We start from the raw sequence: 14,262 nt of genomic DNA, 5'->3' as shown, positions 1-14,262 counted from the left end.
CGAAGAGGTAACCATGAACGCCGATAAAAACCTGGAAAAAGAAGTCCTGACCCGCCTCCTGCACGCCCACCCCAGCGGTCTGGGCAAGGAGGTGCTGGACAATTACCGGGGGGAGAAAGTCGTGGCCAGTACCCTCGCCGCACTGCAGGAGCGTGGACTGATCCAGCACGGCAACGTGCAATGCAACGAAGCCGGCGAACACTCGCTGAACCTGCCGATCAAACTCAGCGCTGCCGGCGTCGAAGCGGCACGCAAGCTGGATGTTTGAACCCACCAAGAAGCCAGGAGAAATCCCATGCCTCGTGGAAGCAAAGACAAATACACCGCCGAGCAGAAACGCAAGGCTGAACATATCGAAGACAGTTACGAGCGCAAAGGCGTGTCCAAGGACGAAGCCGAAGCGCGTGCCTGGGCGACCGTGAACAAACAGTCCGGCGGTGGTGAGCGTGCCGGTGGTTCAGGGCGCAAGAAGCCGGCCCGCGCCAAGGCGCAGGATCGAGAGGAATCGTCGCGACGCGCAGTGCTCAGCCGTGAAGGTCATTCGCGCAACAGCAAGGCTTCGCGCGAGGTGCAGACCGTCGACAGCCTGATGAAAGAAGCCCGGGCGAAGAATATTCCGGGCCGGTCCAGCATGCGCAAGCAGGAGTTGATCGAGGCGTTGCGCAAGGCTGGCTGATATATGTTGAATGCCAGGGCCTCTTCGCGAGCAAGCCCGCTCCCACAAGAATTACGTGACGACAAGATCCCTTGTAGGAGCTGGCTTGCCAGCGATGACGGTCGATCAGGCGCCGAGAGTCCTGCAGATAAAAGCATCTACCTCGGCAATCCCAGGCGATGTCGCCGGCCCCCACCGGGTCACCGCCAACGCCGCTGCCGCATTGGCCCTTCGCGCTGCATCAAGCGCAGACAATCCCTGCGCCAATCCCGCCACGAACACCCCGGCATGGGCATCGCCGGCGCCATTGCTGTCCACCGCCTGCACCTTGAAACCTGGTACATGCCGACGTTCGCCTTGCTGATGAACCCAGCATCCTTGCGGCCCGTCGCGAACGACCATGAGCACATCGCGCGGCAAATGTTCAACCAGACGATCCAGCGCCTGATCGATTTGCGTTGCACCTGTAATCTTCAACGCTTCGGCGCTGTTACTGGTCCACACGTCGATGCGCGCCAACAACGTTTGCATCAGCGGCGCATCCGGGGAATCCACCAACGGCCCCGGATCGAACACCACATTGATCCCGTTCGGCAACGCCAGCACCCAATCCACCAGCGCCCGCGCCTTCCCCGCCTGCAGGAGGCTGTAGCCGCTGACGTAGACATAATCGCCCGCCTCGACTGGCACGCTGCCCAGGTCTTGCGCAGTCATTTCGCCTTCGGCACCGATGTAGGAAACGAAACTGCGTTCGGCCGAGGCGTCGGTGATGGCGACGCATAACCCGGTATCGCGCTCGGCGCGCTCAGCAATGCCGATCCGGATGCCTTCGGCGTTCATTGCTTCACGCGCCAGGTCACCGAATCGCCCGGTGCCGTGGCGACCGAGGTAGACCACCGAAAGACCATTGCGCTGGGCGGCTGCCATTACATTAAAACCGCCGCCAGCCTGGAAACTCGCGGACTGCGCCAACACATCGCCCCCCGCTTGCGGCAATTTATCCACGGCCATGACCAGGTCGATGATGACCTGGCCGGTGTGCAGCATCTTAGGCATGAGCATTCTCGATCAACGCGGCCCGACGGTCTTTCGCCCCGCCGAGCACCCGATAAATGCCACCGGCGACCACGAAGGTCACGATCCAGCCGAGACCGTTATGCCCCAGCCACGAGTCGGACAGGAAGCCTTTGAACCAGACGTTTTCTGCCGTGGTGCCGATGGTGGTGAAACTGAAACCGAGCACGATCGCCACCGCCCAGGCACCGAACGCGCGCCACTCGACGCCGCCGTGATACCAGTAGGCGCTACGCGGGCTGACGTCCAGCAGGTCCTTGGGACTGTAGTAATGACGATGAATCAGATCGACCACGAAGATCCCTACCCATGCCGTGATCGGCACCGCCAACAGGGAAATGAAGATGATGAACGGGCCATAGAAACTGTCGGCGATCAACATGAAGTAAATCGAACCGGCGAAGATCGCCACGATGTCCACCACCACGGCGTAGACGCGCTTGACTTTCAGGCCGAGGGTCAGCGTGGTCAGGCCGGCGGAATACACCGACAGGTTGTTCGACAGCAGCAGGCCACCGAACGCGGTGATCAGGTAGGGCACGGCCATCCAGGTCGGCAGCATGTCGCGGATGGCGATGATTGGGTCAGTGGCCTGGGCCAGGTCGCTGTTGCCCACCGACAACAGGCCTCCGAGGGTGATCAACAGCACCAGTGGAATGCCCGCGCCGAACGCCGCTGACGCCACCAGGCGCACGGCCTTCACACTGCGGTGCTGGTAACGCGACATGTCCGCGCCAGCGTTGGCCCAACCGATCCCGGTGCCGGCCGCCATGGTGCCGATACCGATGATCATCGCGCTCATAGGTGCCGGTGCGGCGTTGAACACCGCGCTCCAGTCGATGGTGGCGCAAAGGAAACCGCCGACAAGGATATTCAGTGCCCCGAACACATAGGTCGCCCACTTCTGGATCACCAGCAATGTGGCGTGACCGAGGCCGGACACCGACAAGGTCAGCAGCACGAATATCGCGATGAACAGCAGGGTCAGCAGTGGCGCGCTTTTGGCCTCTACCGGCGAACCAAAGAGGATCGAGCACAGCGACAGCAGAACGAACGCGGCGGTGGTGGTGTTGACGGTTTCCCAGCCCAGACGCGACATCAGCGACACCAGGGTCGGGCCAATATTGCCGCGCACGCCGAAGATGGCGCGTGACAGGGTCAGGCTTGGCGCGCGGCCACGACGACCGGCGATGGATATGATCCCGACCACCGCGAAGGAACCGGCGGCGCCGAGGATCGCGACAATGATTGCCTGCCAGATCGCCAACCCGCGAAACGCCACGAGGGTCGCGCCCAGCGGCAGGCCGAGAATGGAAATGTTGGCAGCGAACCAGACCCAGAACAGCTGCAGCGGATGGCCATTGCACTCGGCCTCCGGCACCGGCTCGATGCCGCGGGTTTCCAGTTGCCCGGCGTTCGATGAACTCATGAAAAATGCTCCTGTTGCCATTTTTGTGGTTGTGGGCAATTCAGATATTGGGTGGCCCGCGACAATCCCCTGTAGGAGCTGCCGCAGGCTGCGATCTTTTGACCTTGATTTTCAGCGACCTCAAGGCCGCCAAGATCAAAAGATCGCAGCCTGCGGCAGCTCCTACAGGGGCTCCTCAGCGCAGGGTGAGGAGTCCTCTGACGAGGGGTTCAAGTTCCAGATCATTGACCGCCTTGACCTTTTCGATCATCGCCACCGGCCAACTCTCCAACCCAAGGCAAGCCCCGAGCATCGCCCCCAGAATCGCCGCGATGGTGTCGGTGTCGCCGCCCAGGCTTGCCGCCATGCACAGCGCGTCGAAGGCATTCATTTCGCCGATGGCCACTTGCTGGGCCAGGGCAAACGACACCACCACCGACTCCTGGGACGCCACCGAGGTGCCGATCACGTCGTACAGCACATCGGCGAGCAACGCCTTGTCACTGTCGACGCTGATGCTGCGCGCCCAACTGATGCGCGAAGCGATTCGTCCGCCGGCAACCCAGTGGCCATGGCCTTCGGCTTGCTGGGCGATTTGCTGGCCGAGGTTCAGCGCCTCGCCCAGGTCCATGCCATTGATGCCGGCGGAAACCACCGCCGCCACCGCTGCCGCGCTGGAAATGCCCAGCGTGGTGTTGTGGGTGACCTGGCAGGCCTGCACCACGGCATCGATGAAGCGCTCGGGACTGGCCACGTCCGCGGCAATCCCGACCGGCGTGATCCGCATCGCCGCGCCATTGGTAGTGCCGTAGCGACCAGCTTCTTCGGGCGAATGGCCGGCGAGGATCATTTCGATCGCGCGTTTGGTCGAAGGGCCGAGCAAGTCCTGCGAGCCCTTGGCCTGCATCACGGCTTCCCATTCGATCAAGCGCTGTGCCAGCACCGTGGGTTGGATATTGCCTTGACCTTCGAGCAACAGTTGGCCGACCAGAATGGCTTGTTCGGTGTCGTCGGTGATCGAGCCCTTGGGCATATTGGCGGCGATCGGCTGATCGGGACCGGCATCTTCAAGGCCGGTGATCTCGCCAAAGCGCGCCCGAATCTGGCTGCGACTAAGGGATTGGGTCGGCATGCCAAGCGCATCGCCCAGCGCCAGGCCATAAAACGCGCCTAGCGCACGATTGAGCGCCGTCATTTCGATGGTCCGAATTGCAGGTGCAGGCGAAAATGCACAGGATCGAGCAGGCTTTCCACCTGTTCCATGAAGCGGTTTTTCCGGTCATAGGTGGTGCGCAAGGCCTTGAGGAAAACCGTGCCGACCGGCCGCCCCAACAGTTCGGCATCGGTGGCGTTCAACGGCTCGGCGCCGATCCATTGATCACCGCGCTCGCCGATATAGCCATAGGCGGCCAACGTGATGGTCAGCGAGTTATCGATCAAGCCAACCCGCGGCAGGCTTTCCAGGCCGCCGGTAGCAGGCATCAATGAGCGTTCAAGGGAGACCAGCGTGCCATCGTTGGAGCGGCGGCGACGGTCCAGGGTGATGAACTGGTCAGTGCCGAAACGCGGTAGCAGGTCGGGACGGCTCACGGCTTCCAGCCGCAACACTTCGGTATTGACCAGTGCGCCGCTGTCGGCAAGGGCCTGGGCCCAGCCGCTGCGCTGATCCAGTACCACACCGTCGAAAGTGACGATGGACCCGACCCCGCTTTGCGTCGCAATGTAGTTGCGCCGTTTCAGCTCGGCCAGCGCTTCACGCAAGGTTCCTCGGCTGACTTTGAATTCTTGAGCCAACTGATGCTCGCCCGGCAGATGAAAACCGTCCTCCATGAGACCGCTTTCGATGCGCCGAATGAGTTCGTCGACCACCCGTTGTTTCTTGTCAAAGCGTACCTGTCTAATCATGTACAAATTGATACCCGAAACGGGTTGCGACGGGCAAGAAATATTTACGGGAGATGACAGAAGGGATCGTTCCCACGCCTGCGTGGGAATGCAGCCCGGGACGCTCTGCGTCCCTTTCGAGAGCTGGAACGCGGAGCGTGGGAACGATCAATTGTAGGGTTAACGCTGCTTGAGGCGGTCGATGACGACGGCCAGCAACAGGATCGATCCGCGGATCACGTACTGGTAGAACGTATCGATGTTTTTCAGGTTCATCGCGTTCTCGATGATTGCCAGGATCAACACCCCGGCAATCACATGCCGGATCATGCCGATCCCGCCACTGAGCGACACGCCGCCGAGCACGCAGGCCGAGATTACCGTCAGCTCGAAGCCCTGGCCGATCATCGGCTGGCCCGAGGTCATGCGCGATGCCAGGATCACCCCGGCCAGTGCACCGATCAGGCCGTGCACGGCGAAGATGATGATCTTGGTCCGGTCAACGTTGACCCCCGCCAGCAGCGCCGCTTCCTGGTTGCCGCCGATGGCCATGGTGTTGCGCCCGTAGGTGGTGTAGTTGAGCAACCAGCCAAAGAACAGGAAGCAGACGATGGTGATCAGGATCGGCACCGGAACGCCGAACAACTGGCCGTTGCCGAATACGAAGAACGACTCCTGGGACACCCCCACCGCCTTGCCATTGGCGAAGATGTAGGCCAGACCGCGCACGATCTGCATGGTCGCCAGCGTGGTGATCAGTGCGTTGACCCGCAGCTTGGCAATCACGATGCCGTTGATCAGGCCGACGATCAGCCCCATCGCCAGCGCCGCGCTGACACCGAGAAATACGCTGTCGGTGTCACGCATGACCACGGCGGCAACCACCCCGGCGCAGGCGATCACCGATCCCACCGACAAGTCGAAATGCCCGGACGCCAGGCAGTACAGCATGGTGCATGCCGCGATCCCGGTGGTGGAAATCGCCAGGCCCAGGCCGCGCATGTTCAATGGCGAGAGGAAGTTGTCGATCAGCAAGGTGCAGAGCACGAAGATACCGACGGCCGCCAGCAGCATCACCCAGTCATCGAGAAAGCGCCGCAGGTCCAGGGGTTTGCGTGCAGTCGGCAGGGTTTCGTTTTGGGTTGTCATCATAGTCACCTCTCAGTTCGCCACGCCGTCAGCGCGTTGGCGCGGCAAAGCCAGTTGCAGCAGGTTGGATTCATTTGCCTGTTCGCGGCTCAGTTCGCCGCGCAGCGCGCCTTCGCACAACACCAGGATGCGGTCGGAAATGCCCATCACTTCCATCAGGTCGCTGGACACCACGATCACCGCAATGCCGCTGGCGGCCAGGTTATGGATGATCTGGTAGATTTCGGCCTTGGCGCCGATGTCGATGCCACGGGTGGGCTCGTCGAGCAGCAGGACTTTCATCGGCATCGACAGCCAGCGACCGAGAATGGCCTTCTGCTGGTTGCCGCCGGACAGGAACTTGATCTGTTGCCCGGCGTGTGGCGTTTTTACCTTGAGCGCCTTGATCTGCTTGTCGGCGTTGCCCTTCTCCCACAGGCCACGCAACAGGCAACCAAAGGTTGAATGCGCACCACGGGCGCTGATGTTGATGTTCTCGGCGACGCTTGCCAGCGGCAGGATGCCCTCCTTCTTGCGGTCTTCTGGGCAGAGCAGGATCCCGGCCGCAATCGCATCCCGGGGCGAGCGCAGTTTCAGTTCATGGCCGCGCAGTTCAAGACGCCCGGCGCTGTTGCGCTCCAGCCCGCTAAGCAGGCGAAACAATTCCGTGCGCCCCGCGCCGACCAGGCCGAACAAGCCAAGGATCTCACCCTTGTGCGCATCGAAACTCACCGGTTCGCGCAGGCCTGGCCCGAGCAGCGCATCGACCTTCAACGCCACCGCGCCGCGCTGGCGCGGGCGGTAATCGTAGATGTCCTGAATGTCGCGACCGACCATGCAGGTGACCAACTGATCATGGGTCAACTCGCTCATGTCTTCGAAGGTGCGCACGTAACGGCCGTCCTTGAACACCGTCACCGCATTGCAGATGCGGAACACCTCCTCCATGCGATGGGAGACGTAGAGCACCACTTTGCCTTCATCGCGCAGCCGACCGATGATCGCCATCAAGCGGTCGATCTCCCGCGCCGAAAGACTGCTGGTGGGCTCGTCGAAAGCGATGACATGCGCACCACGGGACAACGCCTTGGCGATCTCGACCAGCTGCCGCTGACCGAGGGACAAGCGCCCGACTTTCTCCTGCGGGTCGATTTCGTCGGCCAGGCCCCTGAGACAGGCCAGGGCTTGCTGACGCAAAGTTGCGCGATTGATCAAGCCGAAACTGGCCGGCAGGTGACCGAGAAACAGATTTTCCGCCACGGTCATTTCCGGCACCAGGTGCAGTTCCTGATGAATCACCGCGACCCCGCTGCCAATGCTGTCGGCCGTGGACTTGAACGCCATCGTCCGGCCGCCGATCTGCAGGTCGCCGCTGCTCGGGGTGTAGGCGCCGCCGAGGATTTTCAGCAGGGTCGACTTGCCGGCACCGTTCTCGCCCATCAAGGCATGAACCTGCCCCGGATGGGCGACGAAGTTAATGTTGTCCAGCGCCTTCACACCAGGAAAGGTCTTGCCGATCCCGTTGAAGCGCAAGCTGCCACTGCCACTCAAAGAGCTGCCGGTGTGTTGTTGTACTTGTCTTTGGGCCATAACCACCTCATCGCACAGATCAGGCAACCCCGCTTCCAGGGTCACCGATGAAATCAACCGGCCCTCAGTTCCACAGGCCAATCTTTTCCAGTTCCTGCTTGAAGTTGTCGCGCGTGATCAGTGTCACGTCGTCCATGGCGGTGTATTTCGCCGGTTCTTTGCCGCTGGTGACCCACTCGTACATCATGCTGGCGGTGTTGTAGCCCTCGATGTGCGGGCTTGGCAGCATCGACCCGTAGAAGCCGCTGTCGGGTTTCTTAAGCTCGCCAATGGCGTCGGTGCCGTTGATGCCGATGCCGACCACGTTCGACGCGGCAAAACCGGCGGCTTCAGTGGCACGCACGCCACCCAGCACCGTGTTGTCGTTCATGCCGCCGATGATCAGGTTCTTCGCCGCGCTCGGTAGCTTCACCAGTGCCGAGTTGGTGGCGTCCATGCTGCCCGGTACGTCGAGGGTTTTCAGGGCCGCGAACAGGATGTGGTCTTTGGGCATGCCGGCATCTTCCAGCGCCTTGACCGAGCCGTCGGTGCGTTTCTTGCCGGTGTCGAGTTCGTTGAAGGTATTGATCACCGCATAGGTGTCTTTCCACTCCCAACCGCGCTTCTTCGCCTCGGTGGCCATGGCGCTGCCTTGCTTCTGGCCGACTTCAAAGGCGGCCATGCCCAGGTATGGGACGTCCTCCATGAACTTGCCACTGGCATCGACGAAGCGGTCATCCACGGCGATCACTTTCAAGCCATTGAGCTTGGCCTTGGCCATGATCGCAGGGCCCAGGGACACGTCCGGCGGGCAGATCACGAAGCCCTTGGCGCCGTTGGCGGCCAGGCTGTCGATGGCCGACAGGGTTTTCTCGCCATCGGGCACGGCGATCTTGATCAGGGTAAAGCCCTTCTCCTTGCCGGCCTTTTCAGCGAAGGCCCATTCGGTCTGGAACCAGGGTTCCTCCGCTTGCTTGACCAGAAAACCGATTTTCACTTCCTCAGCCGCCAGCAGCGTGCTGCTCAGGCTGAACGCGCTGACCGCCACGGCGGCGCAGCATAGGGAACGGATGGCATGACGACGATTCATAAGCTGACTCCTTGTTGTTTTTGTTGAGCGTAGTGCCAATAGTCATATCGTATGATGATTGAATTTCAGGCGCAGTTTTGCACCTGAGGCCCGGATGACCTAGTCGTGGTACATCACTGAGCGCCCGCCATCGATGGTGATGCACGAAGCGTTGATGAACGGTGCTTCATCACTGGCCAGGAACACTGCGGTCATGGCCACCTCGATTGGCTGGCCGATGCGCCGCGGCGGGTGCAGGTCAAAGGCGCGCTGACGTTCGGCCTGGGGGTCGGCAAAGCCGTTCCAGTAGTCGACGTTCAATTGGGTTTCGATGTAGCCCGGCGCGATGGCGTTGACCCGAATGCCCTTGGGTGCGTATTCGATACCCAGGGCGCGGGTCAGGCCGAGCAGGCCGTGCTTGGCCACCGGATAAGGGAAGCAGCCTGGAATGATGTGGGTGGAATGGGTGGAGGCGATGTTGATGATGCTGCCGATACCCTGCTCGATCATCTGCGGCAATACAGCCTTGCAGCCGTACCAGGCACCGTCCAGGTCAATGGCGAAGCAGCGACGCCAGTCTTCCTCGGTCATTTCCAACGGATCTCGGAACACGTTGACCCCGGCACAGTTGACCAACACGTCGATCCGCCCGTGAAGCTCAACCGCCAGCCTGGCCATCGCCTGCAAGTCCTGCTGCTGGGAAACGTCGGCCTTGATCGCCACCACGTCAGCCCCTTTGCTCCGCCACTGTGACGCGACGTTTTCGACTTTTTCGGCCTGGATATCGCTGATGACCAGCTTGGCCTGCTGGGAAGCGAAGGTCGCAACGATCGCCTCGCCGATGCCCTGGGCGGCGCCGGTCAGCAGTACGACTTTGTTTTTCAGGCGCTCGCCCTTGGGTGGCTCGGGCACCGGCGGTAACGAAAGAGGTTCAGCCATGGATCAGGACTCCTGTTCGAAAGCACGACGAAAACCGGACGTCAGGTCCGGTCAAAAGGGCGTTGAGGAAGAAACAGGCAGGCGCGAAACGTTTCAGCATCGGGGTGCTTTGAAACGCGGACTCCACGAGGGAGTGCGGGGGAATATCGCTGCATCACTTCACCTGTTTTGTTTTTGTAAGTGTGAGTGCGTGTAACTGATGGCGCCGACTATAAACCCGACGCGCAGGAAATCTCAATATATATATTTGTATCCCATATTTAGGGATTTAACCTGAGAATCGGCTACATAACTTTCCTGCAACGTCGACGCGAATCGCCAGCACCGCCCCATCCAGCGGATGCCCCAGGGGGCTCGCGGCGCTGGTGATGTACAGGGTTTTCAGGTCCGCATCGCCGAATACGCAACTGGTTGGACGGCTGACGGGCAGTTCGACCACTCGATCGACCTGCCCGTCCGGTGTCAGCCTGAGCAGGCAACTGCCATCCCATCGGGCATTCCAGACAAAACCCTCGGCGTCCATTGCCGAGCCGTCCGGGCCGCCGAGAGGATGAGGACCGAACCAGGCTTGTGCCGGGTCAAGATGGCCGTCAGCACGAATGAAGTATCTGCACAACGTGCCGTCGAGACTGTCACCGAAATAGACGGTAGTGGCGTCGTCGCTCCACAACAACGTATTGGGGATACCCAGCCCACGCAGCAGTGGCGTGACCCGCGCATCGCTATCGATTCGGAACAGGCCACCGCAACGCCGTTCGACGGGCAGGTCTTCGCCCTGCTCGCCGATGTTGTTCTGCATGGTGCCAAGCCACAGCCTGCCCTGGGCATCGCAGCGGGCTTCGTTGGCGCGGTTACCAGGCTGCGGATCCGCGACGCAAAACAAGCTCAGTCGCGGTTCCAATCCCGGAGAATCAAGGTCAAGCCGATACACGCCGCTGCTCAAGGTCACCAGCGCATCACCGCTCGTACAGTGGATGAATGCCGACACATGCTCCGGCATCTGCCAGATCTGCACGTTGGCGCCGATCAACCGCAGCGCCTGTTTGCCGGCAATGTCCACCCAGTACAGCGCCTGGGTCGGCGCATCCCAGAACGGACCTTCGCCGAGTTGCGCCCGGTGCTCGGTAACCGCAGTCAACGTCATGAAACCTCCTGCTTTTTTATTGTTTTTCGGTACGAGCCGGCTGGCTGGCGATGGCGTCCTTCAGAGCCGCATCGCCAGCAAGCCGGCTCCTACAGGTTGTCAGCCGGCTTTTTTGTCGGCCATGACCTGCGGGTAATAGCGCTTGATCGCCAGGTCGGCGTTATCGATCAGGGTCATGCAGGCCCACACACCCCGCGCGGTGTCCCGGGCGGCGATGGCGTCGGCCATGTCTTTATGAATGGGCAAGGTGCGGCGCAGCTCGTCGGGGTCGGCGGCGGACACTTCGAAACACACTGCCAACAGTGCGCCCAGGGCCGGGACCATTTGCTCGATGAATTGATTGTGGCTGGCAGCGAGAATGCACTCGTGGAAGAGCTGGTCGGCGCGGTTGTAATCAACGCCACTGTCCACCGCCCGCGCCAACGCGTTGTAGGCCAATGAAATGGCGTCGAGCTGTTCGGCGGTTGCGCGTTCGCAGGCCCAGCGCACGGCCATCGGTTCGATGGTGCGGCGCAAGTCGAGCAAGTCATCGACGAAGTTTTCCGGCAAGCCGCTGCGTGACAGCCAACCTACGACCTGCGGATCGAAGAGGTTCCAGCGCCGCACCGGCAACACCCGCGTACCGACTTTCGGCCCGACTTCGAGCATGCCCTTGGCAACCAGGGTCTTGATGGCTTCGCGGATAACGGTGCGACTGACACCCAGTTGTTCGCCGAGGTCAGCTTCGACCTTGAGCGTCTCCCCCGGCTTGACGTGCCGGGCAGCGATCCAGCAGCCCAGCCAATCAACCGTCGAGGCGTGAAAACTGCTGGACATGGACACCTCAAAGCCGTTTGTGATGGGTGTCCACGCTAATCATCATATGATTGGCTGTCAATTCGAATTTTCAAGATCAATGTGGGAGCGGGCTTGCTCGCGAAGGCGGCATGACAGACGACAATGATATTGAATGTTATGTCCTCTTCGTCGGAACGCCGCCCGGAGCAAGCCCGCTCCCACAGTGTTGTGGTCAGGGTTCGAGGCCGATGGAGAAGAACTCTCCACCGCTCCACACGCCCAGCCAACGCTGCCCGTCGATCTCTCGCGTCACCGCCAGCTCTACCAGTTGGTAGAACACATTGCGATGGATCAGTGCTTCGAGATTGGTGCGCACATGCACGTAAGGCGCCGGCTCTTGAGTGGCTGGATCGATCACCACGCGAATCGGGTGCTCGGGACCGGCCTCGGTGGTTTCGTCGACATTGGTGGTGAAGCGCAACACCTGCGCCTCGCCCTCGCCTTCCACGTCCACCGCAATCGCCACGAAGGGCGCATCGTCGACCTTGATCCCGACCTTCTCGACCGGAGTGATGAGGAAGTAATCATCACCGTCACGGCGAATGATGGTGGAGAACAGCTTGACCATCGGCTTGCGTCCGATCGGCGTGCCCAGGTAATACCAGGTGCCGTCGCGGGCGATGCGCATGTCGATGTCGCCGCAAAAATCGGGGTTCCACAGGTGGACCGGTGGCAAGCCTTGGGTCTTGGGGATTTGCCCCAGCAGGTCATTGGCTTTTTGCGGGCCACTCATGGTGCTCTCCTTGAAATTACTGGTCGCTGAGCCCCAATAGGCTACGCGCGTACTGCTGCAGCGGCGGGCCCATCAGGTCTTCTGGTTTTTCGTCGTGGAATGTCAGTAGACCGCCACGACTGTTGATACGTGCAGTATCAATCAAATACTGGGTGCTGGTCTCGATCAACATGATCTGAATCACGCCGGTATCGATACCAAGGCGATCCAGGGCCTCCTGATCCAGCCATTCATCCGAGTTGCCAATGCGGTCATCGGACTTGGCGAAACGGGTATAGAGCAGGTAGTGGGCACCGACGGCACGGGCTTCGCCCATGGCCTGGTCAAGGCCTTGCGGTGTGCGGGCGCGGCGAACCATCGGGAAATACTCGACGAAACCATCGAAGGCGACTTCGGCGATCACATTGGGGCGCGGGTAGACGGCACTGCCCGGCGGCATAAAGGCGCCCTGGGCAATGTAGACGAACGAGTCCGGCTGGATACGCAGGTTATTCACCCGGCGGCTGTCACTGTGGTCCAGCAGGCCGGCGTCACTCATGTGGTAGCGAGTCCCTTCGGCCATGTCGCTGACATTCATGCAGCCACCGAGCGCCATAATGGCCAGCAGCAAAACCAGGCTACGCATCCTATCCTCCAGGGGCCGGTGACGGAAAACCGGCGAATGGCCTTAGGATGCAGCTTTTACGCCAGCTCAAGTGCGTCGCCGCTTGATAAATCGCATTCGCGAGCAGGCTCGCTCCCACAAGGGTTGGCGCCATACCTGTGGGAGCGAGCCTGCTCGCGAAGAGGCCGACTCAGCCGCCGATAATCTTCATGACGGTGGCACCACCGGAAAACGCCACTTCCTGCTTGTCACCCAAGGCTTTCACCAGCAGTCGTTGCAACGCCGGCAACGCTTGATGACGCGGCTTGTCCAGCAGATCGCCCACATAGTGGCGATTGCTTGACGACAAACAGCCATGCAGCCAGCCCGTGGACGACAGGCGCAACCGGGAGCAGGTGCGGCAGAACGGCACGCTTTCATTGGCGATCACGCCGAAATGCCCCAGCCCCGGAATTTCATAACGCACAGCGGTGGCATCGACAGGCGCATCGGCCTGGAGATATTCATAACGCTCGCCGATCAGGCCCAGCAGCTGTTGCAGGCTGACAAACTGCTGCAGGAAGGCATTGGAGTCGCTGGCCAGGTGGCCCATGCGCATCAACTCGATGAAGCGCAGTTCATAACCGCGTTCCAGGCAATAATCGAGCAGCGGCATTACCTGATCGAGGTTCTGGCCGCGCAGCGGCACCATGTTGACCTTGACCTTCATGCCCGCTGCACGGGCCTGGTCCATGCCGTCAAGCACCGTCGCCAGATCACCGCCACGGGCAATGCCGCGAAACGCAGGGGCGTCGAGGGTATCGAGGGAAACGTTGATGCGTCGAATGCCGGCATCCACCAGGATCGGCAGCTTCTTCGCCAGTAGCTGGCCGTTGGTGGTCAGGCTGATGTCCTGCAGCCCCATCTGGCCGACGGCCGCCATGAAGGCTTCGAGTTTCGGACTGACCAGCGGTTCGCCACCGGTGATGCGCAAGCGCTCGATACCCGCCGCTTCAATCAGGTAGGCGACGCCACGCGCCATGGCTTCGGCCGACAATTCATCCTGCGCAGCCACCAGCCGCTTGCCGTTGGGCACGCAGTAGGTACAAGCATAATTGCAGGCTGAGGTCAGGCTGACTCGCAAATTGCGGAAACGCCTGCCTTGTCGGTCAACGATCATGATCACTCCGGCGCAAGAATATTCGGGCTTGCTAAAACTTGACTCACAAATCAAGTTTT

General features: G+C 61.1%; 15 protein-coding genes. 2 read left to right on the top strand and 13 right to left on the bottom strand.

The features are described 5' to 3' along the window. Nucleotides 1-13: 13 nt before the first annotated feature. Both QLG10_RS23845 and QLG10_RS23840 read left to right on the top strand, forming a co-directional pair. The gene (locus QLG10_RS23845; RefSeq protein WP_020799956.1) at nt 14-268 is read left to right on the top strand and encodes a hypothetical protein; all 255 of its coding nucleotides are present in this window, start codon (nt 14-16) and stop codon (nt 266-268) included. A gap of 27 nt (nt 269-295) precedes the next feature. Beyond that, nucleotides 296-676, top strand: coding sequence for a Rho termination factor N-terminal domain-containing protein (locus tag QLG10_RS23840; RefSeq protein ID WP_020799955.1), 381 nt, complete (start codon nt 296-298; stop codon nt 674-676). Between the two features lie 105 nt (nt 677-781). Here QLG10_RS23840 and QLG10_RS23835 read toward each other — a convergent pair whose 3' ends face one another. From QLG10_RS23835 to QLG10_RS23775, 13 genes are all read right to left on the bottom strand, one after another. Beyond that, a complete protein-coding gene (locus QLG10_RS23835; protein ID WP_282488155.1) occupies nt 782-1,711 on the bottom strand; it encodes a PfkB family carbohydrate kinase in 930 nt (309 codons plus the stop codon). Continuing rightward, complete coding sequence (locus QLG10_RS23830) at nt 1,704-3,158, bottom strand: cytosine permease (protein WP_282488154.1); 1,455 nt, start codon at nt 3,156-3,158, stop codon at nt 1,704-1,706. The genes QLG10_RS23835 and QLG10_RS23830 overlap by 8 nt, the downstream gene beginning before the upstream one ends. A gap of 175 nt (nt 3,159-3,333) precedes the next feature. Then, nucleotides 3,334-4,332 (bottom strand): ADP-ribosylglycohydrolase family protein, encoded by a 999-nt coding sequence (locus tag QLG10_RS23825; RefSeq protein ID WP_188263757.1) that lies wholly within the window; start codon nt 4,330-4,332, stop codon nt 3,334-3,336. Then, a complete protein-coding gene (locus QLG10_RS23820) occupies nt 4,329-5,042 on the bottom strand; it encodes a GntR family transcriptional regulator (RefSeq protein WP_020799951.1) in 714 nt (237 codons plus the stop codon). Before QLG10_RS23820 ends, QLG10_RS23825 begins: the two co-directional genes overlap by 4 nt. A gap of 159 nt (nt 5,043-5,201) precedes the next feature. Continuing rightward, on the bottom strand, nt 5,202-6,170 hold the full coding sequence (gene araH, locus QLG10_RS23815) for an L-arabinose ABC transporter permease AraH (RefSeq protein WP_032832152.1): 969 nt from the start codon (nt 6,168-6,170) through the stop codon (nt 5,202-5,204). Between the two features lie 12 nt (nt 6,171-6,182). Then, complete coding sequence (gene araG / locus QLG10_RS23810; RefSeq protein WP_110754103.1) at nt 6,183-7,739, bottom strand: L-arabinose ABC transporter ATP-binding protein AraG; 1,557 nt, start codon at nt 7,737-7,739, stop codon at nt 6,183-6,185. A gap of 64 nt (nt 7,740-7,803) precedes the next feature. Further along, the gene (locus tag QLG10_RS23805) at nt 7,804-8,808 is read right to left on the bottom strand and encodes a substrate-binding domain-containing protein (protein WP_110754105.1); all 1,005 of its coding nucleotides are present in this window, start codon (nt 8,806-8,808) and stop codon (nt 7,804-7,806) included. A 99-nt stretch (nt 8,809-8,907) separates the two neighbouring features. After that, nucleotides 8,908-9,726 (bottom strand): SDR family oxidoreductase, encoded by an 819-nt coding sequence (locus QLG10_RS23800; protein WP_110754107.1) that lies wholly within the window; start codon nt 9,724-9,726, stop codon nt 8,908-8,910. Nucleotides 9,727-9,994: 268 nt separating this feature from the next. After that, complete coding sequence (locus QLG10_RS23795; protein ID WP_282488153.1) at nt 9,995-10,870, bottom strand: SMP-30/gluconolactonase/LRE family protein; 876 nt, start codon at nt 10,868-10,870, stop codon at nt 9,995-9,997. A 99-nt stretch (nt 10,871-10,969) separates the two neighbouring features. Then, on the bottom strand, nt 10,970-11,686 hold the full coding sequence (locus QLG10_RS23790; RefSeq protein ID WP_110754111.1) for a FadR/GntR family transcriptional regulator: 717 nt from the start codon (nt 11,684-11,686) through the stop codon (nt 10,970-10,972). Nucleotides 11,687-11,879: 193 nt separating this feature from the next. Continuing rightward, on the bottom strand, nt 11,880-12,440 hold the full coding sequence (locus QLG10_RS23785) for a DUF1285 domain-containing protein (RefSeq protein ID WP_282488152.1): 561 nt from the start codon (nt 12,438-12,440) through the stop codon (nt 11,880-11,882). A 16-nt stretch (nt 12,441-12,456) separates the two neighbouring features. Continuing rightward, entirely contained in the window at nt 12,457-13,065 is a 609-nt protein-coding gene (locus tag QLG10_RS23780) for a DUF4823 domain-containing protein (RefSeq protein WP_110754116.1), read from the bottom strand. A gap of 169 nt (nt 13,066-13,234) precedes the next feature. Further along, a complete protein-coding gene (locus QLG10_RS23775; RefSeq protein ID WP_282488151.1) occupies nt 13,235-14,203 on the bottom strand; it encodes a radical SAM protein in 969 nt (322 codons plus the stop codon). Nucleotides 14,204-14,262 lie beyond the last annotated feature (59 nt).

Origin of the sequence: Pseudomonas sp. V98_8, assembly GCF_029967975.1 — a bacterium.
GTDB lineage: Bacteria > Pseudomonadota > Gammaproteobacteria > Pseudomonadales > Pseudomonadaceae > Aquipseudomonas > Aquipseudomonas umsongensis.
This window is presented reverse-complemented; position numbering and strand designations above follow the sequence as displayed.